Annotated in this window: 22 protein-coding genes; 6 read left to right on the forward strand and 16 right to left on the reverse strand. The window is 72.5% G+C overall.

Annotated features, from left to right (window positions below):
• On the reverse strand, positions 1-135 hold a 135-nt coding region (locus tag IF00_RS43445; protein ID WP_167346846.1), incomplete at its 3' end, for an acyl-CoA dehydrogenase family protein.
• A 126-nt stretch (positions 136-261) separates the two neighbouring features.
• On the opposite strand from IF00_RS43445, the gene IF00_RS0106395 reads away from it, so the two are divergent.
• Positions 262-1587, forward strand: a complete 1326-nt coding sequence (locus IF00_RS0106395) for a UDP-glucose dehydrogenase family protein (RefSeq protein ID WP_030315161.1) — start codon at positions 262-264, stop codon at positions 1585-1587.
• A gap of 55 nt (positions 1588-1642) precedes the next feature.
• Here IF00_RS0106395 and IF00_RS0106400 read toward each other — a convergent pair whose 3' ends face one another.
• The 4 genes from IF00_RS0106400 to IF00_RS0106415 form a co-directional block, all read right to left on the reverse strand.
• A complete protein-coding gene (locus IF00_RS0106400; RefSeq protein ID WP_030315164.1) occupies positions 1643-2575 on the reverse strand; it encodes a membrane dipeptidase in 933 nt (310 codons plus the stop codon).
• A gap of 136 nt (positions 2576-2711) precedes the next feature.
• Positions 2712-3938, reverse strand: coding sequence for a dipeptidase (locus tag IF00_RS0106405; protein ID WP_030315166.1), 1227 nt, complete (start codon positions 3936-3938; stop codon positions 2712-2714).
• Positions 3935-4432, reverse strand: coding sequence for a 5-(carboxyamino)imidazole ribonucleotide mutase (gene purE, locus IF00_RS0106410; protein WP_051819961.1), 498 nt, complete (start codon positions 4430-4432; stop codon positions 3935-3937). The genes IF00_RS0106405 and purE overlap by 4 nt, the downstream gene beginning before the upstream one ends.
• 47 nt (positions 4433-4479) lie before the next feature.
• Positions 4480-5619 carry a 5-(carboxyamino)imidazole ribonucleotide synthase gene (locus IF00_RS0106415; RefSeq protein ID WP_078944570.1) on the reverse strand — a complete coding sequence of 380 codons (1140 nt, stop codon included), beginning with the start codon at positions 5617-5619 and terminating at the stop codon, positions 4480-4482.
• 188 nt (positions 5620-5807) lie between these two features.
• Here IF00_RS0106415 and IF00_RS0106420 point away from each other — a divergent pair, with 188 nt between their 5' ends.
• Positions 5808-6323 (forward strand): GtrA family protein, encoded by a 516-nt coding sequence (locus tag IF00_RS0106420; protein ID WP_030315173.1) that lies wholly within the window; start codon positions 5808-5810, stop codon positions 6321-6323.
• Between the two features lie 107 nt (positions 6324-6430).
• Here the strand turns inward: IF00_RS0106420 and IF00_RS0106425 are convergent, their stop codons facing one another.
• Together IF00_RS0106425 and IF00_RS0106430 are read right to left on the reverse strand one after the other, a co-directional pair.
• The gene (locus IF00_RS0106425; protein WP_030315174.1) at positions 6431-7702 is read right to left on the reverse strand and encodes an ATP-binding protein; all 1272 of its coding nucleotides are present in this window, start codon (positions 7700-7702) and stop codon (positions 6431-6433) included.
• Between the two features lie 51 nt (positions 7703-7753).
• On the reverse strand, positions 7754-8431 hold the full coding sequence (locus IF00_RS0106430) for a response regulator transcription factor (RefSeq protein WP_030315177.1): 678 nt from the start codon (positions 8429-8431) through the stop codon (positions 7754-7756).
• A gap of 429 nt (positions 8432-8860) precedes the next feature.
• On the opposite strand from IF00_RS0106430, the gene IF00_RS0106435 reads away from it, so the two are divergent.
• Positions 8861-10381 (forward strand): peptide MFS transporter, encoded by a 1521-nt coding sequence (locus IF00_RS0106435; RefSeq protein ID WP_030315178.1) that lies wholly within the window; start codon positions 8861-8863, stop codon positions 10379-10381.
• 72 nt (positions 10382-10453) lie between these two features.
• Here the strand turns inward: IF00_RS0106435 and IF00_RS0106440 are convergent, their stop codons facing one another.
• The 6 genes from IF00_RS0106440 to IF00_RS0106465 all read right to left on the reverse strand — a co-directional run bounded on the left by IF00_RS0106440 (position 10454) and on the right by IF00_RS0106465 (position 15509).
• Positions 10454-11890 carry a hypothetical protein gene (locus IF00_RS0106440; RefSeq protein WP_030315180.1) on the reverse strand — a complete coding sequence of 479 codons (1437 nt, stop codon included), beginning with the start codon at positions 11888-11890 and terminating at the stop codon, positions 10454-10456.
• A gap of 14 nt (positions 11891-11904) precedes the next feature.
• Complete coding sequence (locus IF00_RS0106445) at positions 11905-12957, reverse strand: hypothetical protein (RefSeq protein ID WP_030315182.1); 1053 nt, start codon at positions 12955-12957, stop codon at positions 11905-11907.
• Entirely contained in the window at positions 12954-13829 is an 876-nt protein-coding gene (locus tag IF00_RS0106450; protein ID WP_030315183.1) for a COG1361 family protein, read from the reverse strand. The genes IF00_RS0106445 and IF00_RS0106450 overlap by 4 nt, the downstream gene beginning before the upstream one ends.
• The gene (locus IF00_RS0106455) at positions 13829-14530 is read right to left on the reverse strand and encodes a peptidase (protein WP_037637713.1); all 702 of its coding nucleotides are present in this window, start codon (positions 14528-14530) and stop codon (positions 13829-13831) included. Before IF00_RS0106455 ends, IF00_RS0106450 begins: the two co-directional genes overlap by 1 nt.
• 100 nt (positions 14531-14630) lie before the next feature.
• Positions 14631-15050, reverse strand: coding sequence for an ATP-binding protein (locus IF00_RS0106460; protein WP_030315187.1), 420 nt, complete (start codon positions 15048-15050; stop codon positions 14631-14633).
• Between the two features lie 90 nt (positions 15051-15140).
• On the reverse strand, positions 15141-15509 hold the full coding sequence (locus tag IF00_RS0106465; protein ID WP_030315190.1) for an STAS domain-containing protein: 369 nt from the start codon (positions 15507-15509) through the stop codon (positions 15141-15143).
• 219 nt (positions 15510-15728) lie between these two features.
• On the opposite strand from IF00_RS0106465, the gene IF00_RS0106470 reads away from it, so the two are divergent.
• From IF00_RS0106470 to IF00_RS0106480, 3 genes are all read left to right on the forward strand, one after another.
• On the forward strand, positions 15729-16667 hold the full coding sequence (locus tag IF00_RS0106470) for an RNA polymerase sigma factor SigF (RefSeq protein ID WP_030315192.1): 939 nt from the start codon (positions 15729-15731) through the stop codon (positions 16665-16667).
• Positions 16668-16843: 176 nt separating this feature from the next.
• Positions 16844-18001 (forward strand): DegT/DnrJ/EryC1/StrS family aminotransferase, encoded by a 1158-nt coding sequence (locus tag IF00_RS0106475; RefSeq protein WP_030315195.1) that lies wholly within the window; start codon positions 16844-16846, stop codon positions 17999-18001.
• Complete coding sequence (locus IF00_RS0106480) at positions 17998-20250, forward strand: lipopolysaccharide biosynthesis protein (protein WP_030315196.1); 2253 nt, start codon at positions 17998-18000, stop codon at positions 20248-20250. The genes IF00_RS0106475 and IF00_RS0106480 overlap by 4 nt, the downstream gene beginning before the upstream one ends.
• A gap of 45 nt (positions 20251-20295) precedes the next feature.
• Here IF00_RS0106480 and IF00_RS0106485 read toward each other — a convergent pair whose 3' ends face one another.
• The 3 genes from IF00_RS0106485 to IF00_RS0106495 all read right to left on the reverse strand — a co-directional run bounded on the left by IF00_RS0106485 (position 20296) and on the right by IF00_RS0106495 (position 23928).
• Positions 20296-21357, reverse strand: coding sequence for a glycosyl hydrolase (locus IF00_RS0106485; protein WP_030315198.1), 1062 nt, complete (start codon positions 21355-21357; stop codon positions 20296-20298).
• Positions 21354-21818 carry a hypothetical protein gene (locus IF00_RS0106490; protein WP_030315200.1) on the reverse strand — a complete coding sequence of 155 codons (465 nt, stop codon included), beginning with the start codon at positions 21816-21818 and terminating at the stop codon, positions 21354-21356. The genes IF00_RS0106485 and IF00_RS0106490 overlap by 4 nt, the downstream gene beginning before the upstream one ends.
• Positions 21819-21894: 76 nt before the next feature.
• Positions 21895-23928, reverse strand: coding sequence for a hypothetical protein (locus IF00_RS0106495; RefSeq protein ID WP_245234447.1), 2034 nt, complete (start codon positions 23926-23928; stop codon positions 21895-21897).
• Between the last annotated feature and the right edge of the window lie 38 nt (positions 23929-23966).

Here is a 23966-nt window from a genome sequence, read left to right on the forward strand (position 1 = left end):
CGGGAACCGGCCCTCCTCGTCCACCGCCGCGGCGAACGGCACGATCTTCGCCTCCGCGAGCGCACGCACCGACTCCCGGAGCATGTCGTGCTCCTCGGACGGCCGATACAGGTCGAAATCAGACGAACCTGACACTCTCACTCACTCCCACGCTTGCTAACTACCGTTAAGTAACTCAAAGCGTAGGGCGTGCCCCGGCCTCGGGCCAGAGCGCGACTATGCTCGGGCAGGCATTCCGCCCGACGTTCACTGGAGACCCGCATGGCCCTCAAGATCACCGTGATCGGCACCGGCTACCTCGGCGCCACCCACGCCGCGGCCATGGCGGAACTGGGCTTCGAGGTCCTGGGGCTCGACGTCGTCCCCGAGAAGATCGAGCTGCTGTCCTCCGGCCGGGTCCCGATGTACGAGCCGGGCCTGGAGGAACTCCTCGCGAAGCACGTGGCCGGCATCGAGGGTTCGAGCGGCCGGCTGCGCTTCACCACCTCCTGGGAGGAGGTCGGCGCCTTCGGCGACGTGCACTTCGTCTGCGTGAACACCCCGCAGAAGCACGGCGAGTACGCCTGTGACATGAGCTACGTGGACGCCGCCTTCGCCTCCCTCGCCGAGGTCGTACGCGAAGGGGCCCTGGTCGTCGGCAAGTCGACCGTGCCCGTCGGCTCGGCCGAGCGGCTCGTGGGCGTGCTCCCGGAGGGTGTGGAGCTGGCCTGGAACCCGGAGTTCCTGCGCGAGGGCTTCGCCGTGCAGGACACCCTGCACCCGGACCGGATCGTCGTCGGCGTGCAGGACGAGCGGGCCGAGAAGCTGATGCGCGAGGTGTACGCGGGGCCGGTCGGCGACGGTTCGCCCTTCGTGGTGACCGACTTCCCCACCGCCGAGCTGGTGAAGACCTCCGCGAACTCCTTCCTCGCCACCAAGATCTCCTTCATCAACGCGATGGCCGAGGTGTGCGAGGCCGCCGGCGGCGACGTCGTCAAGCTGGCCGAGGCGATCGGGCACGACGACCGGATCGGCGCCAAGTTCCTGCGCGCCGGCATCGGCTTCGGCGGCGGCTGCCTGCCCAAGGACATCAGGGCCTTCATGGCCCGCGCAGGGGAGCTGGGCGCCGACCAGGCCCTGACCTTCCTCCGCGAGATCGACTCCATCAACATGCGGCGCCGCGGCCAGATGGTCGAGATGGCGCGCGAGGCCCTCGGCGGCAGCACCTTCCTGGGCCGCCGGGTCGCCGTCCTCGGTGCCACCTTCAAGCCGGACTCGGACGACGTCCGTGACTCCCCCGCGCTGAACGTGGCCGGTCAGATACACCTCCAGGGCGGCCAGGTCACCGTCTACGACCCGAAGGGCATGGACAACGCCCGCCGCCTCTTCCCGACCCTCGGCTACGCGGAGTCCGCCCTCGAAGCGGTGCGCGGGGCGGACGTCGTGCTGCACCTGACGGAGTGGCGCGAGTTCCGCGAGCTGGACCCGGCGGCGCTCGCCGAGGTCGCCGCCTCGCGGGTGATCCTGGACGGCCGCAACGCGCTGGACTCCGAGCGCTGGCGGACGGCCGGCTGGACCTACCGGGCGATGGGACGCCCCCGCGCCTGAGCCGCGGACACGAGGACGAGGGGGCGCCACGGCGCCCCCTCGTCCGTTCGCGCGGTCAGGCCGCCGCCGGCCTGATGCGGTTCGTCCGCGACAGGAACTCCGTCTCGCGCAGCGCCCGCGTCACGTTGGCGTGCGCGAGGCCGACCAGTTCCTGGGCCGACCAGCCCCGGCGGAGGAGCTCCGCGAAGAGCGGGACGTAGCCGACGGCCGGGGCGGTGGTGTGGGAGACGCCCACGCAGTGCGCGCCCGCCTCCGCACGCACCCGGTCCAGGACGTCGGCGACGGCGGCCGGGTCGTCGGTCACCGTGACCATGCAGACGGCGCCGTTCTCGCCGAGCAGGCCCAGGACGGCGTCGGGCAGGTCTTCCGGGGCCGCCCTGGTGAGCAGGGCGGGGGCGCGGGTGACCGCGAGGGCGCTGCGGAGCGTGTCCTGGTCGGCGCCGGAGAGGTCCACGGCCAGGCCGATGCGGTTCATCTCCCGTACCGCCTCGCGGGCGAAGGGGTCGAAGCGGGTGAGGTTGACGACCCGCACGCCCAGGGCGTGGTAGGCCCGCAGGGTCGCGGCGGAGGCGCCCAGCGCCGTCCAGCTGACCGGGCCGAGCAGGGCGGCCACGCGGCCGCAGTTGCGGGCGTGGGCCATCTCGGAGGTCGTGTGGGCGAGGCGCAGGTCCTCGGGGCAGGAGGCGACGAGCGCGCGGATCGCGTCGATGCGCCGCAGGGTCCCGATGACGCCCGCCGCGTCTTCGCCGGGTCCGACGAGCAGTGACCAGAACTGGGCTCCGGCCTCCGCCGCGCGGACGGGTGGGAGGTCCTCCGGGTCGAGGGACCGGGGCAGTTCGGTGTGGCCCTCGACGACGGGCTGGGCCGCCAGGATGGCGCGGGCGCGGGACGGCTCGTCGAGCGGCGGGGGTGGCTCCGGGGGGCCGGGCTCCCCGGCGGCGGCGGGGACGGTGGAGAGGGTGGGATGGTCGTCTAGCAGTTCCGCCATGGTCTTACTCCAACTCGGCGATGCAGTACCGCCCCGCCGAATCGGGCGGGGCGGTACCGTCCACCGTGCCACCGGGCCCGTGCGGGGGCTCGGCGGGCTGAGCCGTCCGGGTGAACGCCGGGGCGTTCACACGCCGTCAGGCGCCCGGCGCGTCCAGGGAGTCGATCGTCGCGTTCGACGGCGCCGTACGGCCGCGCAGGTCGCGCGAGACCGCTTCCGCGTCGCGGAGGGCGCGGACGGCGTTGGACCAGGTCAGCTTCGCCAGGTCCGGGTGCGACCAGCCGCGGTGCAGCAGCTCCGCGACCAGGTTCGGGTAGCCGGCGACGTCGTCCAGGCCGGCCGGGGTGAAGGCCGTGCCGTCGTAGTCGCCGCCGATGCCGATGTGGTCGATGCCGGCGGCCTCGCGCATGTGGTCGAGGTGATCGGCGGCCGTGGCGGCGGTGGCGATCGGACGCGGGTTCTCCTCCTCGAACGCGCGGTGCAGCTTCATCGCCTCGGCGGTGGTGTCGAGGTGGTCGAAGCCGTGCGCCCGGAGGTTCTCGTCGGCCCGCGCGGTCCACTCGACGGCCGCGGGGAGGATGAACTTGGGCACGAACGTGGCCATCGCGACCCCGCCGTTGGCGGGCAGCCGCTCCAGGACGTCGTCCGGGATGTTCCTCGGGTGGTCGCAGACGGCCAGGGCCGAGGAGTGCGAGAAGATCACCGGCGCCGCCGAGGCGTCGAGCGCGTCCCGCATGGTCGTCGCGGCGACGTGCGACAGGTCGACGAGCATGCCGGAGCGGTTCATCTCGCGGACGACCACCCGGCCGAAGGCGGAGAGCCCGCCGACGCCGGGCGCGTCGGTCGCCGAGTCCGCCCAGTCGTTGTTGTCGTTGTGGGTGAGCGTCATGTAGCGCACGCCGAGGGTGTGCAGGGCGCGCAGGGTGGCGAGGGAGTTGTTGATCGAGTGGCCGCCCTCGGCCCCCTTGAGGGAGGCGATACGGCCCTGCTCGCGGGCCGCCTCCATGTCGTCGGCGGTCAGGGCCGGGGCGAGGTCGCCCGCGTACCGCTCCAGGAGCTGGTCGACGATGTCGATCTGCTCCAGGGTCGCGCTGACCGCGTCGTCGCCGGCCAGGCGGCAGGGCACGTACACCGACCAGAACTGGGCGCCGACACCGCCGGCCCGCAGCCGCCCGAGGTCCGTGTGCAGCGCGCCGGTCTGGTCCGCGCCGATGTCCATCCGGTCCAGGTCGTAGCGAACGTGCTCGCGCAGCGCCCACGGCAGGTCGTTGTGGCCGTCCACGACGGGATGGGCGGCCAGCAGGTCGCGGGCCTCGGCGAGGCGGTCGGCCGCGCCGCCGGAGGCCCCGTCCGCGGCGCTCACTTGGCGAAGCCGAACGACTCCGCGCCCTCGACCTTGGCCCGCAGCCGCTTGCCCTTCTCGGTCGCCTGGTCGTTCAGCTCCTGCTGGAACTCACGCATCCGGACGAGCAGTTCGGGGTCGTGCGCGGCGAGGATGCGGGCCGCGAGCAGGCCGGCGTTCCGCGCGCCGCCGACGGAGACCGTGGCGACCGGCACACCGGCCGGCATCTGCACGATGGAGAGCAGCGAGTCCATGCCGTCGAGGTACTTCAGCGGTACCGGCACGCCGATGACCGGCAGCGGAGTGACGGAGGCGAGCATGCCGGGCAGGTGGGCGGCGCCGCCCGCGCCCGCGATGATCGCCTTGATGCCGCGGCCCGCGGCCTCCTCGCCGTACGCGATCATCTCGCGCGGCATCCGGTGCGCAGAGACGACGTCGACCTCGTAGGGGATCTCGAACTCGTCGAGGGCCTGCGCCGCGGCCTCCATGACGGGCCAGTCGGAGTCGGATCCCATGACGATGCCGATCACGGGGGCGGTGTCGGTGGCGGGGCTCGTGCTGCTCACTCGGTGATCGTTCCTCGCAGATAGCCGGCGGCGTGACGCGCGCGCTCCAGCACGTCGTCCAGGTCGTCGCCGTAGGTGTTGACGTGCCCCACCTTGCGGCCGGGCTTCACGTCCTTGCCATACATGTGGATCTTGAGCTGCGGGTCCCTGGCCATGCAGTGCAGGTACGCGGAGTACATGTCCGGGTAGTCGCCGCCCAGGACATTGCACATCACGGTCCATGTCGCGCGCGGGCGCGGATCGCCGAGGGGCAGGTCGAGGACCGCCCGGACGTGGTTGGCGAACTGCGAGGTGATCGCGCCGTCCTGGGTCCAGTGGCCGGAGTTGTGCGGGCGCATCGCCAGTTCGTTGACGAGGATGCGGCCGTCCGTGGTCTGGAACAGCTCGACGGCCAGGTGACCGACGACGCCGAGCTCCTTGGCGATGCGGAGGGCGAGCTCCTGGGCCTGTCCGGCGAGGTCGCCGTCGAGGTCGGGCGCCGGTGCGATCACCGTGTCGCAGACGCCGTCGACCTGCCGGGACTCGACGACCGGGTAGGCGACGGCCTGGCCGTGCGGGGAGCGGACGATGTTCGCGGCGAGCTCGCGTGTGAAGTCGACCTTCTCCTCGGCGAGGACCGGGACACCCGCCAGGAAGGGGTCGCGGGCGTCCTCGGGCTTGCGGACGAACCAGACGCCCTTGCCGTCGTAGCCGCCGCGCACCGTCTTGAGGATGATCGGGAAGCCCCCGACCTCGGCGGCGAAGGCCGCCGCGTCCTCGGGGTCCGCCACGATGCGGTGCCGGGGGCTGGGCGCGCCGATCTCGTCGAGCTTCGCGCGCATCACCCCCTTGTCCTGGGCGTGCACCAGCGCGTCGGGCCCAGGGCGGACGGGGATGCCGTCCGCTTCGAGGGCCCGCAGGTGCTCCGTGGGGACGTGCTCGTGATCGAAGGTGATCACGTCACATCCGCGCGCGAAGTCACGCAGCGTAGCCAGGTCGCGATAGTCGCCGATGACGACCTCGCTCACCACCTGCGCCGCAGAGTCCTGCGGGGTGTCACTGAGGAGCTTGAACTTGATGCCGAGGGGGATGCCCGCCTCGTGGGTCATTCGGGCGAGCTGACCGCCACCGACCATGCCGACTACCGGGAACGTCACCCTCTTAGGGTATCCGCACCATCCGGGAACACTCGTCCGGCTGTGGTTTGGCACAAGAACGACGCTGGTGGGGCGTGGGTTCGCCGGCGGTTTCCCAGGTACACGGGCGGGTGACAGGAGCGCTGGTTAGCATGGTTGGGTTGACGTCACCCGGACGTCATCCGGACGGACGGGACAGAGCCATCACCATGAGTGAACCCGGCGCGCTGCGCACGCGACTCGACCGGCTCGCCCGGGAGGTCGCCAAATTCGGGGTGGTGGGCGGTCTCGGCGTCCTGGTGAACCTCGGCGTCTTCAACATCGTCCGGGGTGCGACGGACATCCCGATGGTCCGCGCCAGCCTGATCGCCACCGTGGTCGCGATCGTCTTCAACTACGTGGGGTTCCGCTACTTCACGTACCGTGACCGGGACAAGTCCGGGCGCACCAAGGAGATGTCGCTGTTCCTGCTGTTCAGCGTCGTCGGCATGGTCATCGAGAACGGTGTGCTCTACGCGGCGACGTACGGCTTCGGCTGGGACGGCCCGCTCGCGAGCAACTTCTTCAAGTTCTTCGGCATCGGGATCGGGACGCTGTTCCGCTTCTGGTCGTACCGCACGTGGGTGTTCCGCGCGCTGCCGGCGAAGGAGGCGGTGCAGACCGCCGAATCGTTCCTTGAGCAGGCACCGCGACAGGCGGCCCGGCGGCAGCCCGACCGCGTCTGAGCCTCAGCTCTTCGAGACTCCGAAACCCCTGGCCGGAACATCCGGCCAGGGGTTTCGTCCGTGTGGGCGGGCCCCCGCCCGTGCGCCCGTGGGCGGGCACGCCCGTGTCAGCGAACGGGGCGCTCCCGCTGCCTGTCCGAGACGCTGCGGACCTCCCGGCTCAGGAACAGCGCGAAGACCGGCGGCTGCTGCTGGAGGAGCTCCAGACGGCCGCCGTCCGCCTCCGCGAGGTCCCTGGCGACCGCCAGGCCGATGCCCGTGGAGCTGCGGCCGCTGACGGCCCGCTCGAAGATCCGTGCGCCGAGGTCGGCCGGGACGCCCGGGCCCTCGTCGGTGACCTCGATCACCGACTGGTTGCCGGTGACACGGGTCCGCAGGGCGACCGTGCCGCCGCCGTGCATGAGCGAGTTCTCGATCAGGGCCGCGAGGACCTGGGCGACCGCGCCCGGGGTGCCGACGGCCCGCATGCCCTGCTTGCCGGAGTGGACGATGGCCCGGCCCGCGCTGCGGTAGGCGGGCCGCCACTCCTCGATCTGTTGCTTGATGACCTCGTCGAGGTCGAAGGCGACGGCGGAGCCGGTGCGGGGGTCGCGGGAGTTCGTGAGCAGTCGCTCGACGACGTCGGTGAGCCGCTCGACCTGGGTGAGCGCGATCGTCGCCTCCTCCTTGACAGTGTCCAGGTCGTCGGCGAGCGCGACCTCCTCCAGGCGCATGGAGAGGGCGGTGAGGGGCGTACGGAGCTGGTGCGAGGCGTCCGCGGCCAGGCGGCGCTCGGCGGTGAGCATCCGGGCGATGCGCTCGGCGGAGGCGTCCAGGACGTCCGCGACGCGGTCCAGCTCGGGCACGCCGTACCGCTTGTGCCGGGGACGCGGGTCGCCGGAGCCGAGGCGCTCGGCGGTCTCCGCGAGGTCGGTGAGCGGGGATGTCAGCTTGTTGGCCTGCCGTACGGCGAGGAGGACGGCCGCGATGACGGCGAGCAGCGCGACCGCGCCGATGATCATGAGGGTGCGGCCGACCTCGGCGGTGACCGCCGAGCGGGACTCCTCGACGACCACGGTCTCGCCGCGCTCGCCCTCGGCGAGGCCGCGGGTGACGTCGCCCTCCGGGCGGGTGCCGATCTCGATCGCGTCGCGGCCGGGGATGTGGATCTGGGCGTACCGCTTGGCGCCGCTCTGCTCGGCCAGGATGTCGGGGTTCACCGGCTCGCCGCCGATGAGCCGGCTGTCGACGATGGAGACGATGCGGAGCGCCTCCAGGTCCACGCTCTCCTGGGCGCTGCTGGAGATGGTGCGGGTCTCGACGATGACGAGGGAGACGCCGAAGACGGCGATGACGACGAGGACGACGGCGAGGGTGGAGTTGATGAGGCGGCGACGCACGGCTGCCCTCCGGGCGGGAACGGGAGACGCTCCCGACCTTACGGGCCCCGGCTAGCTCTTCTCGAAGCGGAAGCCGACGCCTCGCACCGTGGCGATGTAGCGGGGGTTCGCCGCGTCGTCCCCCAGCTTCTTGCGGAGCCAGGAGATGTGCATGTCCAGGGTCTTCGTGGAGGACCACCAGGTGGTGTCCCAGACCTCGCGCATCAGCTGGTCGCGGGTGACGACGCGGCCCGCGTCGCGGACCAGGACCCGCAGCAGGTCGAACTCCTTGGCCGTGAGCTGGAGCTCCTCGTCGCCCATCCAGGCACGGTGCGACTCGACGTCGATGCGTACGCCGTGGGTCGAGGGGGCGACGACGGGCTCGGTGGAGCCGCGCCGGAGCAGCGCCCGGACGCGGGCGAGGAGTTCGGCGAGCCGGAACGGCTTGGTGACGTAGTCGTCGGCGCCCGCGTCGAGCCCCACGACCGTGTCCACCTCGTCGGCGCGGGCGGTGAGCACCAGGATCGGGACCGTGTGGCCCTCGGCGCGCAGTCGCCTGGCGACCTCCAGGCCGTCCATGCCGGGCAGGCCCAGGTCGAGGACGACCAGGTCCACCCCGCCCTGGAGGCCGGCGTCGAGGGCGGTCGGGCCGTCCTCGCGGACCTCGACCTCGTACCCCTCCCTCCGCAGGGCGCGGGCCAGCGGCTCCGAGATGGATGCGTCGTCCTCGGCGAGCAGTACACGGGTCATGGGGTGATGGTAGTCCGCACGGGTGGGGGGCCGGGGTGTGATCCTCGGGGATGACGGGAACCCTGGAGATCTTGTGGGTATCTTGCACATGACCTTCGAATGACCCTGCGCGGTTGCATCCTCACCTGTGATCCATCTCTCAAGTCCTTCCATATCCGGCACTGTCGTGTCGTATGGTGGCTCGACGTCTGTAGCGGTAATCGGGGACCTTTGGCCAGCTTCGCGCGCCAAGGTCCTCTTTCTGCGTGAGGTCGGCTCAGCCGAACCTCGAGGACGGTGAACGACCTGTGGGCCGGGTTCCGGGACGCGAAGACGCATCTCCCGGGGCGTGGATCCCGGTGGAGTCCACTCCGATTCCGCCGGTGCCGGCCTCCCCCACCGGGCGCACCACGCTCACAAGGCGCGCGTCCCGACAGAGCAAGGATCGACATGGCGTCCAGCCTGACGAAGGACTCGGCCGAACCCCTCGGCTACGAGAAGACCTTCCTCGGCCACCCCCGTGGTCTGGCCACTCTCTTCATGACCGAGATGTGGGAGCGTTTCTCCTACTACGGCATGAGGGCCCTTCTCGTTCTGTACCTGGTCTCCGGCGGCGTGGACGCCGCGACGGGCAGCCAGGGCGGCGGCCTCGCGATGACCGCGGCGACGGCGACGGCGATCTACTCCGTCTACGTCTCGATGGTCTACCTGATGGCCATGCCCGGCGGATGGTTCGGCGACCGCGTCTGGGGCGCCCGCAAGACCGTCGCGATCGCGGCCTCCGTGATCATGCTCGGCCATGTCTCGCTGGCCCTCCCGGGCCAGGCGATGTTCTTCGTCGGCCTCGCGCTCGTCGCGGTCGGCTCCGGCCTCCTGAAGGCCAACATCTCGACGATGGTCGGCCACCTCTACAAGGGCGCGGACGACCCGCGCCGTGACGGTGGCTTCACGCTCTTCTACATCGGCATCAACCTCGGCGCGTTCTTCGCCCCGCTGGTCATCGGCACCGTCGGCGAGAAGGTCAACTGGCACCTCGGCTTCGCCCTCGCCGCCATCGGCATGGGCCTCGGCCTCGCCGTCTTCCTGATCTTCGGCAAGACGCTGAACCCGAAGAGCAGCGAGGTCCCGAACCCGCTGTCCGGCGAGGAGCGCAAGTCGGTCATCACCAAGGTCGCCGTCGGCGCCGTCGTGATCGCCGCCTTCTACGGCGCCGTCGTCGCGATGGGCATGTACACCCTGAACTGGGCGATGGTCCCGATCACCCTCGCCGGCCTGATCATCCCGGTCGCCGTCCTGGCGCGCATCAAGCGCGACAAGGACCTCGACTCGGGCGAGAAGTCGCGGGTGACCGGCTACATCTGGTTCTTCGTCGCCGCCGCCATCTTCTGGATGATCTACGACCAGGGCGGCTCGACGCTGTCGCTGTTCGCGGACGACAAGACCGCCGACACGATCTTCGGCCTCGGCTTCCCGGCCACCTGGTACCAGTCGCTGAACCCGCTGTTCGTGATGGCGCTGGCCCCGGTCTTCGCCTGGCTGTGGCTGTGGCTGGCCCGCAAGAACCAGGAGCCGAACACCATCGTGAAGTTCGCGATGGGTCTGGTCCTCGTCGGCGCCTCGTTCTTCGTCTTCATCGTCCCGATGAACATGGCGGGCGACGGCACCAAGGTCTCCCCGATGTGGCTGGTCACGATCTACATGATCCAGACCATCGGTGAGCTGTGTCTCTCCCCCGTCGGCCTCTCCGTCACCACGAAGATGGCGCCGAAGAAGTACGCCTCCCAGATGATGGGTGTCTGGTTCCTCGCCGTCACCGCCGGTGACTGCACCACGGGTCTGCTCTCCATCGCGGGCGTGGACCTGAACGGGACAGGGATCATCGCCATGCAGGCGGCGCTCGCCGTCGCCGCGGGCTTCGCGATCTACATGTACCGCAAGAAGGTCCAGACGCTCATGGGCAGCGTCCACTGACCTTCCCCGTACGGCCGTGAGGGCCGCCGCACCGATCCGGTGCGGCGGCCCTCCGCCGTTTCCGGCCCCGCGTCAGCGCCTGAGGCGTGCCCAGGGGGTGAAGGTGAACACGGCGCCGCCGAGCAGGATCACCGTGCCGGCGACGAGGGCGAGGGCACGCAGGGCGCCGTCGCTCTCGGCACCGGTCTCGGCGAGGTTCCCGCCGTCGGAGCCGCCGGAACCGCTGCCGGAGCCGCTGCCGCTGCCCGACCCGCTGCCGGCGCCCGAGTCGTCGCCGGAGCCGCCCGAGGCGCCGCCCGCCTGCTTGCTCGTGTCCAGTTCGAGGGAGGCCTTGACGGCGCCCTTCACCTGGCACGGGATGTCCATCCCCGAGCTGCCGAGGGTGACCTTGATGGTCAGCGTGCCGGGGCTGAGCGTGGACTTGCCGGTCGCTCCGGGCTTGTACGTGCCCTTCATGTCCGGCAGGTCCACCGGGTCGCCCAGCTTCAGCGCGGTGGGGTTCGGGGGTCCCGAGACGTTCACCGTGCCGCTGTCGGCCCCGCCGATCCTGACCGCCATGGAGCCCCTCAGTGCGCCCGCGGGGAGGGCGGCAGGGCTGTTCATGACGCCCTTGGCCGTCCTGACCGTGAGGTCGTACACGCCGCCGTTCTTCTTCGCGTCGATCGTCACCTTGCCGTTGATCGGGTCCGGGCCGGGGGCCTGACAGCCGAACGTGACGGAGACCTCCTTGCCGGGGAAGGACGTCTCCCCGCCGCCACCGCCGCTGGAGGATCCGCCGGAGGAGGATGCGGAGCCCGAGCCGGAGGATCCACCGGATCCGCCGGAGGACGAGCTCGCCGAGCCGCCGGTGTTGTTCGAGCCGCCGCCGGTCGTGGTCGAGCCGCCCGTGGTGCTGCCGCTCGCGTTCCCGCCCGACGTCGTCGTACCGCCGGTGGTCGTCGTGGACCCGCCGTTCGTGCCGCCGGTCGTCGTACCGCCGCCACCGGCGGTGACCTTGATCCTGGCGGCGACCGGCACCGTCTCCTTCGGGGCGCACTTCGTGTCCGTCGACAGCGGCTTGGACACGTTGATCGTGTACTTGTCGGGGGTGAGGGTGATCTCGCCCGCCTTCGTCAGCTTCAGCTTCCCCTTCATCTCGGGCAGCACCATCGGGCTGTTCTTGGGGATCGGCGGGTTCTTCCGGGGGCCCTCCATCGCGACGGTGCCGGTCCCCGCGCCGCCCACGGTGAGGACGCCGGTCGGCTTGACCGTGTCCGCGCCGAGGTCGAGCACGTCGGGGTTCTTCGAGGCGGCCTGGACCGTCTTCCAGACGATCTCGACCTCGTCTCCGACCTTGGCCTCCGCGGGCGCCGTGATCAGCACCTTCGTCGTGCCCTGCACGGGCGGAAGCCCGGAGATGGACGGCGGGATGCACTCCGTCTTGTACGAGACCTCGGCGGCCTGGGCGGGGCCGGCGGAAATCATGATCCCCGCGCCGCCGAGCATCAGCGCGACTCCGGCCGCGCTCATCCTCCGTTGCGTACTCACGCATGTCCCTTCGTCGTCGGGCTGCTCTCTGGGGCTGACGGTGCGGAGTCAGGACTGAACCACGGCAGGACCGCGGTCGGTTCGTCGTCCCCCGGGCCCCGCGGCGCGGAGTCGCGGGCGGGGTCGGGGGCACGTGTACGGAGCCGGGCCAGGGGCGCGGTCCGGGGCCGGGGCCGGGCGGGGTTCGTCGCCGGGCGGACCCGGTCCACCACGGCCATCCCGATCCGGAACAGCGCCGCCGGGACGACCACGGCGAGCAGCAGCCAGAAGAGCGTCACGCCCCAGGGCCTGCCGACCCCCCACGGCTGCTCGACCAGGACCTTGCCCCCGTACCGCACGGAGACCTGGTAGTCGCCGTGCGCGCCCGCCGTCAGTTCGACGGGGAGCCGGACGAGGGCCTTCGCGCCGGGGGCGATCGTGCCGCGCCACTGCCGTTCCTCGTACTGCGGCGCGAACACGCCGTGGCTGGAGCCGACCTGGAAGACCGGGTCCTGCACGGGGGCGGAGCCGAGGTTGCCGACGGTGAAGACCACATGGCGGCTCGGCGGTGCCCCGAACCAGGTGAGGAGGCCACTGGAGCCGTCGAGGCGTACGGCGGCGAGGACCGCGAGCCGGCCGTCGCCCGAGGCCTCGGGGAGCGGCGCGACGGGGTGTCCGGCGACGGTGAACTCCCGGTCGACGGCGTCCTGCCGGCCGGTCACCCCGGCGACGTGCACCACGCAGGGACACGGCTTGGGCGGTTCGGCGACCGGAAGCTTCGCGCTGAAGCCGCCCCGGGCGTCGACGGTGGCGGCCCGTCCCTCGGTGTTGGCACAGGAGTTGGTGCCGCCGATGACGCCCTTGCCGGGCGCGGCCTGGCCGCAGATCAGCAGCATGAGCAGCGCGCCCGGTTTCCAGCCGCTGCCGCTGACGGTGACCTCGCCGCCCTTGCCGCCCTCCGCCTGGGAGAGCTCGACGGCGGGACCGGGGGCCGCGACGGCGGGGACGGCCGGGAGGAGACCGAGGGCGAGCACGGTCACCAGCGCCGCCGCTGTACGTATCCACCTCATGTGTTCGCTCCCGCCGAGGCTCGCTGGGTACGGGACCTGCCGCGCCGCCGTACCGCGTATCCGCCGCCGCCCGCCACGAGCAGCAGCGATCCGGCCGCCCCGGCGAGCGCCGGGCCCGAGGTGAAGGAGGCCTCGGCGCGGGCGGTGGCCGGGGCCGCGCCCTCGGCGGTGGCGGTCAGCCGGACGGTGACGGAGTCGAGGGCCGGCGGGTCGGGCCAGGCTTCGATGCGGGTGGCCCGCTGACCGGGCTTCAGGGTGAGCGGCAGGGGTCTGCCCGGCCGGTCGAGGACGGTGCCGAGGACGCCTTCGGCGCGCACCGCGAGGTGCGGGGCGAGGACGGTGGTGCCCCGGTTGACCAGGGTGTAGCGGAGGGCGCCCGTCGCGGTGTCGACGTGGACGTCCTCGACGGTGAGCGCGGCGAGCCGTGGGCCGCTGACCCGTAGCCGCAGGTCGACGCGTAGCTCCCGGCCGGCCGCCGAGGCCCGTACCGTCCCCCGGTGTTCGCCGGGCGGGGTGTCCGCGGTGACGGTCACGGCGAACGGCACGTCCGCCCGGGTCCTGGCGGGCACGGTCACCGTCCGGGCGGCGAAGGACACCGGTGCGCCCTGCCCGCTGAGCCGTACCGTGAGCGGCCGGGCGCCCGGATTGGTCAGCGACAGGGTGTCCTGGAGGACGCTGCCCGCGGGGCCCTCCAGGTAGGCGTACGGCCGCCCGGCGGCGGGCGCCGCCGTCCAGGTGGCCGTGGCGCCGGACGAGGCGAAGGCCCGGACGTCCGAGGGGGCCGCGGTCCGGGCGTCCGAAGGCGCCGCCGCGACCGCGCCGACGAGGGCGGTCGCGACGGCCACGAGCCCGGTGCGTGCCGCCGTCCGCATCAGCGAGCCGTGCGCCGCGTGAGCCAGAGGACTCCGGCCGCGCCGGTGAGGAGGACGGTGCCGCCGAGGGTGCCGAGGGCCATGGCGGAGTCGAGCGGTCCGGTCTTGGGCAGCTCGGCGCCCGTGCTCTCGTCGTCGCCCCCGTCGGCGGGCGGCGGGGTGTCGGAGCCCCCGGAGAGCCCCGTCACCTCCAGTTCGAGGGAGGGCCCGGGGTTGTTCTTCGGGGTGCAGACGGCCGCGTCCATGCCGAGCGCGTGCACGGTCAGCGTCCCGGCCGTGAAGGTGACCTTGCCGTTCTTCTTCGGGGTGTACGTGCCCGTGAGCGTGCCGATGCTGATCGGGGTGTCGGGCGGGATGGCGGCCGTGTTCGGCGTTCCCTTGACCTTCACGGTGCCGGAGTCGGCGCCGCCGAGGACGAGGTCGGCGCGCGGCGTCATGACGCCCTTGGGCAGCTCGACCGGGCTGTCGGAGACGCCCTTCTCGAACGACATCGTGATCGTGTACGCGCTGCCGTTCTTGACGGCCTTGATGTCGACGGGCGAGACGGCGCCCTTGGGGCCGATCTTCGTCTCACAGGCGTAGTTGACGTCGACGACGGCCGCCTGGGCGGTCGGCGCGCCGGCGAGCACGGCCGCGCCCGCCACCGCGACCGCAGCCGTGAGCGCGGCGGTCGTTCTCCTCCGGTTCGGCTCCTTGGACACCCCGAGCACCCCTCACCGCAATGGAACTGACGGTCTTTCAGATTGGGCGTCAAGGTACGCCCGGGGCCTTGCGGAGGGAAGAAGAGGGACGGTGAAAGTCCTAGGCGGGTGCGGAGAGTTCGGCCCAGACCGTCTTGCCGGGGGCGCCGGGGGTGCGCTCGATGCCCCAGTCGAGGCAGAGCCGCTGCACGATGAACATGCCGTGGCCGCCCGGGCGCCCGGACCGGTGCGGGGTGCGGGGCGCGGGAGTTCCGGCGCCCCGGTCGGTGACTTCGAGGCGCAGGGCCTTGGGCAGGCGCAGCACACGGAGGCGTTCGGGGCCGTCGGCGTGCAGACAGGCATTGGTGACGAGCTCGGAGACCACGAGCAGGACGTCCTCGGCGGCGGCCCTGCGGTCGGCGGTGGCGGCCGGCAGCCAGCCCCACTCGTGGAGCGCGGACCGCGTGAAGTCACGGGCGAGCGGCACGGTGCCGCTGGTCTCGCCGAGGGCGAGCGTACGGACGTCGGAAGCTTGGTCCATCAGCGCTTCACCTCACCGATCGACGGGACAGAGGGCGGGACGTGCGGGCGGTGCGGGGACGGGTCGTGGGGACGGGCCCGGCCGGACGGCTCAGCCGGGCAGGGCTGTGGCGAGTGTCTCGTGCACGGTGAAGACGGCCTCCGCGCCCGTGATGTGGAACACCCGGGCCACCGCGGGCCGCATCCCCACGAGATGGACGCCACCACCGGCGGCCTCCGCCCTCAGCCGGGCGCCGAGGAGCACGTTGAGCCCGGTCGAGTCACAGAACTCCAGACCCGAGCAGTCGACGACGAGCCGCGCACGGCCCGCGTCCAGCGCCTGGTCCAGGGGGGAGCGCAGCAGTTCGGACGTGTAGTGATCGAGCTCACCCACCGGAGCGAGGAGTTCACTCTCGTCCACGGTCCGGACCTCGACCCGCAGCCGCGCGGGCGGTGCGCTGCCGATGTTCTCGCGGTCCATGGCCGTGCCTCTTTCGCTCTCGCGGTTGCCGACTGACGTGTCCCGAACCCTACAAGCGGGGCACCCTCCTCTGCACACGAGGTCCACCACATAACCGGACAAAGCGGATTATCGATACTTGCGGCCTCCGCCGTTGAGCAGGTAGGGCTAGTAGGGAACACCCGACACGACCGGCTCGGAGGCGCCGCAAACCGCAGCAAGAACCCACGAAGGAGACCCATGTCACCCCGGCTCGACGCCACGCGTACCCCCGACGCGCCGTCGGCAGCAGTCCCCCACGACCACTCGTTCGGCCACCCCGCCGAACTCCCCCACGAGATCCTCCCCGAGCTCCCTCACGACCGGGCGCTCGGACTCCCCTTCGACCGGTCCCTCGACGGCATCGGACCGGTCGACGCGCGCGCCCTGTCGAAGCAGCTCTTCGCCCGGCTCGCCGAGCTCGAAGAGGGCACCCACGACCACGCGTACGTCCGCAACACCCTCGTCGAACTGAACCTGGCCCTGGTCAGGTTCGCCGCAGCGCGCTTCGGCACCCGCAGCGAGCCGATGGAGGACATCGTCCAGGTCGGCACCATCGGCCTCATCAAGGCGATCGACCGCTTCGAGCTCACCCGCGGCGTGGAGTTCCCCACCTTCGCGATGCCCACGATCATCGGCGAGATCAAGCGGTTCTTCCGCGACACGTCGTGGTCGGTGCACGTGCCCCGCAGGCTCCAGGAGCTGCGGCTCGACCTCGCCAAGGCGGGCGACGCGCTCGCCCAGCGCCTGGACCGCGCCCCGACCGTCGCCGAACTCGCCGAGGAACTCGGCATCGCGCCGGAGGAGGTCGTCGAGGGCATGGCCGCGAGCAACGCGTACACCGCGAGCTCGCTCGACGCGCAGCCCGACGAGGAGGAGGGCCCCGGCGGCGAAGCCACGCTCGCCGACCGGCTGGGCTACGAGGACCACGGCCTCACCGGGATCGAGTACATCGCCTCCCTGAAGCCGATGATCGCCTCGCTGCCCCTTCGCGAGCGGCACATCCTCTCCCTCCGCTTCGTCTCCGGCATGACCCAGTCGGAGATCGGCACGGAGCTCGGCATCTCACAGATGCACGTGTCCCGTCTGCTCGCCCGCACGCTTTCCAAACTGCGCCGGGGGCTCACTCTGGAGGAATGACCTCCACCGGCTTCCCCGAGCCGCCAAAATGGCTGCGGAAAGGGCCCGTTCACGGTCTTTCGACCCGTGGCGGGCCCTTCCGCATTCCCCCTCCCGAGCCCCTCCGGGGGCCGCGCGCCGGACCCCACCGCGCCACCGGAGGGCCTTGTTGACGCGGCGGCAGGGAGTGCCTCTACGTGCCGTCGTGCCGCTTCGGGCTCTATCTCGCACTGCGGCACTGGTGCCGGCCCGGCGGGAAGGTGCTGATGTCTCCGGTCAACGACGACGTCATCTTCTTCGTCGTCCTGGCCGCCGGGCTGCGCCCCGTCCAGGCACCGCTCGACCCCCGGGACGGCTCGATCGACACGGCCGCCGTGCCCGAGTCCGTCTGGCGGGACCTCTCCGCCGTCCTCACCACCAATCTGTACGGGAACCCCGACCCGGCTCCCGAGCTGCGGGGCCACTGCGACCGGCTCGGCATCCCGCTGATCGAGGACGCGGCCCACGCGATCGGGTCCACCGTCGGCGGGCGTCCGGTCGGCACGTACGGCGAGGCGTCCGTCTTCAGCCTCTCGAAGCACACCGGCGCCAAGACCGGCGGCTTCCTGTCCCTCGCCGACCCGTCGCTGCGCGAGGAACTCGCCGCCGCCCGCGACGCCTTGCTGCACCCGACCCGCCCCTCCGCCGAACTCGCCCACCTCGTACGGCCGTACGCCGAGTCCACCCTGCGCGGACTGCGCCTGGTCGGGGCCGCGCGGGCGGCCGTCCGGCGGCTCGGCCTGGAGGAACGGGAGGAGATCCGGATGCCGCTCCGCGCCGAGGAGCTGGCGCGGGCCCTCACGGCGGCGCCCGCGCTCGAACCCTTCCACTCCTGGGTCCGGGTCGACATGCACGACTACCGGCTGCGGCCCGGAGCCGGCCGGCTCCGCCGCACCACCCGCAGGTTCGCCCGGCTCGACGACGTCCTCGACGCCCACCGGGCGGGCACCGCCCTGCTTCTGGCCGGCGGGTACGGCACGGCGGAGGCGTTCCCCGGCGGCGTGCCGGAGGAGTCCCCGGCCGGCACGTCGCCGCAGCCGCTCTACCGGGTGCCGCTGCTCGTCGAGGACCGGGACGCCGCCGTCGCCGCCCTCGCCCGGCGCCGCATCACCACCGGGTACCTCTACGACCCGCCGCTCGACAGCTACGCGGGAGCGGCCTTCACGGACCCCTCCCCCGCGCCGGAGCCGGCCGCCTGGTTCGCCCGGCACGCCCTGCCGGTGGACCCGCGCCGCGCGGCCGAGGCCCTCGCGGTACTGCGCGGCGCCGGGATCAGCCCGGCGCGGCCTTCGATGGTCCCCGGCGGGTCACGGTGACGGAGACGGTACGGCTGCGGGGGTCCGACCGGGACGACGCGGCCGGTACGGCGGCCACGGAAGGCACGTCAGGCACGTCAGGCACGTCAGCCACGGAAGGCACGTCAGGCACGGCGAGCCACGAACCGGAGCCGGCCGGGGCGAGGAACGGTGAAGACCGCGGCAGCGGCGGGGACGGCACGGTCTCCGGCGCGGGCCCGGCCTCCGGTCCCGGCTCCGGCTCCGGCGACAACTCCATGTTCCGCAACGCCTACGCCCTGATGCTCTCCACCGGCGTCTCGGCGGCACTCGGGCTCGGCTTCTGGCTGATCGCCGCCCGCTACTACTCCGAGGAGGCCGTCGGCCAGGGCTCCGCCGCCATCGCCGCGCAGCGGATGCTCGCCTCGATCACGGCGACCACCCTGTCCGGCGCGGTCGTCCGGTACGTGCCCCGGGCCGGCCGCGCCACCGGCCCGCTGGTCGTGCGCCTGTACCTGGTCAGCACGGTCGTCGTCGCCGTGGCCTGCGGGATCTTCCTGCTCACCCTCGATCTGTGGGGACCCTCGTACGCCCCGCTCGGCACCGTCTCCGCCGGGATCTTCTTCACCGCGTCCGCGGTCGGCTGGGCCCTGCTCACCCTCCAGGACGGGGTGCTCACCGGGCTGAGACGGGCGTTCTGGGTCCCCGTCGGCAACGCCGTCTTCTCGCTCGGCAAGCTCGTCCTGCTCGTCCTGCTCGCGACCGCCGTGCCGATCCTCGGCGTCTTCGTGTCCTGGGCGGCGGCGATCGTGCTCTCCGTCCTGCCGCTGGGCTGGCTCGTGTTCCGCCGGCTCATCCCCCAGCAGGCCCGTGCCGACCGGGACCGCGAGCCGCCGAGCATGCGGGAGATCGGCCGGTTCATCGCAGGGGACTCCGTCGGCGCCTTCTTCAGCCTCGTCATGATCAGCCTGCTGCCGGTGATGGTCGCCGTCCGCTTCGACGCCGCCCACAACGCCTTCTTCTACACGGCGTACACCGTCGGCGGCACCATGGAGTTCATGGCCATCAACATGGCCTCCTCGCTCACCGCGCACGCCTCGCACAGCCCCGAGTCCCTCGCCGAAGGGGTGCGGGGCGCGCTGCGCCGCATGGTGCTGCTGCTCGTCCCCGTCGTCCTCGTCCTCGTCGTCTTCGCGCCGCTGATCCTGGCCCCCTTCGGCCAGGGCTACCAGGAGAACGGCTCCACCGTGCTGCGGCTCCTCGCCGCGGCCGCGCTCCCCCGGGTCGCCGTGGAGCTCTACATCGGCGTGCTGCGGGTCCAGGGCCGTACGGGCATGCTCGCCGTCCTCCAGGGCGCCATGTGCGTCCTCGTGCTCGGCAGCGCGACCGTGCTGCTCGGCCCGTACGGCATCAGCGGGGCCGGGATCGCCGTCCTCGGCGCGATGACCCTGATGGCGGTGGCCTGTGTGCCGGGCCTGCGGGCCACCCTCAAGGGCCGGACACCGGCCGAGCGCCCCCGGGCGGCGGCCCGGGTGAAGGAGCGCGAGGAGGACGGCTACGGCACCAACTGGGCCCGGGAGAGCGCCTATCTGCGCGGGGCGCACGAGTCGGTGACGCCGGCCTTCGGCATCCCGGTGTACGTACCCCGGCAGCGCGACGACGGGCCCACTGGCCCGCTCGCCCGGCCCCTGCCGCCCCCGGTGTCCCGGCCGGGGGCGCCGGACGCGCCCGACCGGTGGGGGACCTGGCTGTGGCTGTCGCTCGGCCTGGCGGCCGGGCTCTTCTGGTTCCCGCTCGCCCGGTCCGGCGAGCTGGACGTGGCGACGCTGTCCGGCACCGGACTGCTCGCCGCGCTGCCCCCCGTCACCCTCCTCGCCGGGCTGCTCCTGGTGGCCCTCCAGGGCGCCGCCGTCGGACTCCGCTTCTTCCGGCCCCCGTTCGCCGCGGCGGTCCTGCTCGCCACCTTCCTGGCCCTGCACACGGCCCCGCCTCTCCTCGGCCTGCGGCCGGCCGACGCGGCGGGTCCCGGGGCGACGCTCCTGGGCGAAGGCGTCGAGCGGGCGGTCGTCCCGATCGCGCTCCAGGCCCTGAGCCTGCTCCTGACGGCCGTGCTGCTGCGGGTGGTCGGGGTGGGCGCGCGGGTCACGGCCGGTGTCGTGTGGGTCCTGGTCTGGGCGGGCTGGGCGGGCCAGCAGGCCTTCGCCACCGCCCCGCTCCCGCTCTTCCTGGGCCTGGCCGGCGGCACGATGGCGGTGTGCGCCTTCCGGGGCCTGACGTCGGGGCGCCGCTGAGCGCACCTGCCCGCCGGTCGCCGGTTCGGTGCGGGAGGCCGTGCGTCAGCGGTCCGGTACGTCCTGCCGGAAGTACGGGTCGCGCCCGGCGGTCCGGTAACCGTCCAGGCCGGGCCCGGAGTCGACGGTCAGATCGCAGCCGGGCCCGGGAACGGCGCGGTTCCAGTGCACGTACGCCCGTGCTTCCGGCAGGGTCGGCGCCACCTTCGGGATCGCGGTGTACCAGTCGCGCTGCCGCTCGGGGTTCTTCGGGTCGGGGGCGGTGGAGAACTCGGAGAGCATGATCGGCTTGTCGTCGGAGATGTTCTTCCGGAACCAGTCGTAGCTGGGTCGCTGGCTCCTGTCGAAGTCGAGCCAGTCCGGCGATTTGTGGCAGAGGTAGTAGTTGTACTGATCCATGCCGATCCAGTCGACGTAGTCGTCGCCCGGGTAAAGCGCCTTCATCTGCTCGGCGTTGCCGAGCCAGCCGGACACGGTCCACACCCACACCACGTTGGTGACGCCCAGCTTCCGGAAGCGGTCGTGGAGGTGACGGTAGGCGGCGACGTACTCCTCGGGGGTCCCGGCGCCCTCGGGGATGCGGAAGTCCGCCTCCTGGTCGAAGGAGAAGAAGACCCGCTTGCCGTACTCCTTGATCCGCCGGGCCTGCGGGTCGATGACGGAGGCGTCGTACCTGCCCGAGGCGATGTTCTTCCAGCCGAGCTGTCTCTCGGTCCAGTCGGCGTGGTGCTTCTCTGTCCACACGGTGGACTCCCAGGCCAGCATGAGGAGTCGCTCGCGGCCGAGTTCGCGCTCGTCGGGGGTGAGCAGTTCTCCGTCGGCCTTGCTCCCCGACATGTCGTGGTACGTGTACACGAGGTCGAGCTTGCGGCCGATCTTCTTCTCGAAGGCGTACACGGGCCGGGTGAGCGAGCTGTCCTCGTCGTGCGGGATGTACGCGCCCCACCAGGCCCCGCACGGGGCGACGAGGGTGGCGCCGGGGGTGCAGCGGTCGTCGCCCTCGGCGAGGGTCGACCAGACCCCGATGCCGGCGGTCACCGCCCCGACGGCGGCGAGCGTGATCACGAGCCGGGTCCAGGGGCCGCCCTGGGCGTGCCGCCCGGTCATCCGCCCCCACCGGCCCCTCGTTTGCGGAACGGCGGCACACGGAACCGCGGTGTGCGGGTCCGGGAGGGCCGGGCGCCGTCGCGCTCGACGGCTCCGCGCGTGGCGGCGGGCAGCGGGACTCCGGGGAGGATCGCGACGACGCTGACGAAGAGGGCGAGGACGACGACGAAGAGGGTGAGCGAGAAGGCCTTCGTCAGGAACAGGGTGGTCGCGACGAGGGTGGCCACGGACAGGCTGACGGGCGCGGCCAGCGCCAGCGCTTCGAGACGGGCGCCGGGGCGCAGCCCGAGCGGCTGCGGGAGCAGCAGGGCCAGGCCGGGCGCGAGGACGACGAAGGCGAGGACGGGGATCCAGCGCGCCGGGGAGCCGCCGGGGAGCGCGGTCGCCGCGAGGGCGACCCATCCGGAGGCCGCGAGCGCGGCTCTGCGCTGGACGCGCGGGGTCAGGCGTGGGTGGGCCATGGCGTACCTGCTCCTCGTACGGGTGGGCCGACGGGCGTGCCGTCGGAAGGGTTCGGCCGGCGGTGGGCGGTCGTGTTCAGCCGGTGGTCGTGGGCCGGTAGCGCAGGACGAGCCCGTACCGGCTCTCCTCCACGACCGCGAACAGCGGCGAAGCCTTCAGCGCCTTGCCGAGGCGGTCGAAGCCGCCCTCCGGGAGGTAGCCCTCGCCGATGACGGCCTCGCCCTGGGTGGGGGTGAGGATCACATAGGCCGGGCGGCCCGCGGGAATGCCGCCGGAGAGGTAGCCGGCCGGGTCCTTCAGCATGCGGAGGTTCTCGTCGACCTCCTGCTCGGTGAAGAACCAGCGCTCGTAGTGGTCGTAGCGGTAGTACGAGTCGGCGAACGCGCCGGTCGCGGCGAGGATCAGCGCCCCCTCGGGCGCCCGGTCGAAGGCGCGGCGGGTGAGCGCGGTCTCGCCGGGCGGCGCGTAGTGCATGCCCTCCTTGCCGTAGTACGAGGGCAGGAAGCCGGCGAGCATGGCGACGAGGGTGAGGGGCAGGGCGACGGTGGCCGTGCGGCGGGCGATCGTGGCGGCGCGGCTCGCGGCCCCGGCGGCGGGGACGAGCGCGGCGGCCGCGAAGAAGGCGGCGCCGGGAAGACCGAAGAGATAGACCCGGAAGATCATCTCGCCGCCGTAGTCGTTCACGGCGAACATCGGGAGCGGCGCCGCGGCGGCGAGCAGCAGCGGCAGCGCGCTGCGGACCAGCCTGCGGCGGAGGAGCACGGCGGCGGCGGCGAGACCGCCGAGGGCGAGCACCATCAGGATGTTGGCGCTGCCGACGAGTTCGGGGCCCGGCCCGGTGGGGTCGCCCGCGAAGCCGGGGCGCGAGTTGCCGAGCAGGTCGCCGGCCTTCTCTCGCAGGGTGCCGAGCGTGTCGAGGAACAGCTCCCGGCCCATGGTCAGGTTCCAGATCAGCATGATCAGGCCGCTGACGGCGAGGAGCCCCAGGTTGCGGTAACGCCGGGTGAGGCAGAGGGCGAAGAGGCTCGCGCACAGCATCACCGGGGTGAGCTGGTGCGAGGCGTTGATGGTGGCGATGACCGGTACGAGGAAGAGGACGGCGACGGCCCGCTGCCGGGTGGTCGTGGGCGGCGGCACGGCCGCGGCGGCCGGGTCGAGCGTGGCGCGGTCGCGGAGCGTTCCCGCCGAGCCGGGCAGGACGAAGTGCCGGACGACGACGGCGAAGACGGTGAGGTAGAGCAGGTACGAGAAGCCCTGCGGGGAGAGGTAGTCCTGGCCCACCCAGTTCGCGAGCTGGAAGATCCACACGCCGGTCCACACGAGCCGCCAGTCGTCGCTGAACGTGCGGTAGACGAGGATCAGGACGGGGACGGTCAGCAGGCCGAGCGCGACGGGCGCCCAGTTGATGAACGAGGCGGCGGCGTCCACGCCGAAGGCCCGGACGAGGGCGGCGTCCAGCGAGAAGAAGCCGGGCCACTGGTCGTAGGCGGACATGCCGCCGGAGAGCTCGGTGCCGGGGTGGACGGTGCCCTGGTCGAGCAGCCTGCTGATGATCGCGTCGTGCTTGGACGCCCAGGCGTAGCGGACGGTGTCGTAGAGGATCGCGGGCGGCGCCTTGAGGGCGACGAGCATCGCCGCGCAGTAGGTGGCCGGCCAGAGGGGCGCGGTGCCGGCCCGGCGCAGGGTGATGACGAAACCACAGGTGAGGACGGCGAGGGCGGCGTAGAAGGTGAGCGGGAAGCGGTCGAGGAGGCCGAACTCGTCCATGCTCCGGAAGTCGATGCCGGGCAGGGCCCAGAGCCAGAGGGCGCCGGCGACGAGGAGGGGGACGAGGTTGAGGGCGTCGGGGGAACGAAGGGCTGCGGTGAGCCGGCCCCGGGCGGCGGCGCCGCCGGTCCGGCCGTTCTCGCCGTCGGGGCGCGCCGCTCCGGCCTCCGGCCCGGCCGTCCGCCGGCCCGCCGTCTCCCGGCCGGCCGTCTCCTGCCCTCCGGTGTCCCGCTCCCCTGCCGCCCGCTCGCTTGTCTCCCGGTCCTCCGCCCCCCGGTCCGTGGCGGAGGGCTGCGGTGGCACACCGCTCCCGGTCACCGGTGCGGGCCCCTGACGCTGCACGGCCTCTCCCCCCACGAACTGTCCCTTTCGCCGAAGTA

The sequence above is a fragment of the Streptomyces flavochromogenes genome (assembly GCF_000717595.1).
GTDB lineage: Bacteria > Actinomycetota > Actinomycetes > Streptomycetales > Streptomycetaceae > Streptomyces > Streptomyces flavochromogenes.

Bases quoted from the DNA above. Each gene is read 5' to 3' on its own strand.
- IF00_RS0106490 (WP_030315200.1), bottom strand. From the start codon at position 21,818: ATGGCCCACCCACGCCTGACCCCGCGCGTCCAGCGCAGAGCCGCGCTC.
- IF00_RS0106485 (WP_030315198.1), bottom strand. From the start codon at position 21,357: ATGACCGGGCGGCACGCCCAGGGCGGCCCCTGGACCCGGCTCGTGATC.
- IF00_RS0106465 (WP_030315190.1), bottom strand. From the start codon at position 15,509: ATGGACCGCGAGAACATCGGCAGCGCACCGCCCGCGCGGCTGCGGGTC.
- IF00_RS0106395 (WP_030315161.1), top strand. From the start codon at position 262: ATGGCCCTCAAGATCACCGTGATCGGCACCGGCTACCTCGGCGCCACC.
- IF00_RS0106430 (WP_030315177.1), bottom strand. From the start codon at position 8,431: ATGACCCGTGTACTGCTCGCCGAGGACGACGCATCCATCTCGGAGCCG.
- IF00_RS0106445 (WP_030315182.1), bottom strand. From the start codon at position 12,957: ATGAGGTGGATACGTACAGCGGCGGCGCTGGTGACCGTGCTCGCCCTC.
- IF00_RS0106435 (WP_030315178.1), top strand. From the start codon at position 8,861: ATGGCGTCCAGCCTGACGAAGGACTCGGCCGAACCCCTCGGCTACGAG.
- IF00_RS0106450 (WP_030315183.1), bottom strand. From the start codon at position 13,829: ATGCGGACGGCGGCACGCACCGGGCTCGTGGCCGTCGCGACCGCCCTC.
- IF00_RS0106460 (WP_030315187.1), bottom strand. From the start codon at position 15,050: ATGGACCAAGCTTCCGACGTCCGTACGCTCGCCCTCGGCGAGACCAGC.
- IF00_RS0106400 (WP_030315164.1), bottom strand. From the start codon at position 2,575: ATGGCGGAACTGCTAGACGACCATCCCACCCTCTCCACCGTCCCCGCC.
- purE (WP_051819961.1), bottom strand. From the start codon at position 4,432: ATGGGATCCGACTCCGACTGGCCCGTCATGGAGGCCGCGGCGCAGGCC.
- IF00_RS0106420 (WP_030315173.1), top strand. From the start codon at position 5,808: ATGAGTGAACCCGGCGCGCTGCGCACGCGACTCGACCGGCTCGCCCGG.
- IF00_RS0106470 (WP_030315192.1), top strand. From the start codon at position 15,729: ATGTCACCCCGGCTCGACGCCACGCGTACCCCCGACGCGCCGTCGGCA.
- IF00_RS0106440 (WP_030315180.1), bottom strand. From the start codon at position 11,890: ATGAGCGCGGCCGGAGTCGCGCTGATGCTCGGCGGCGCGGGGATCATG.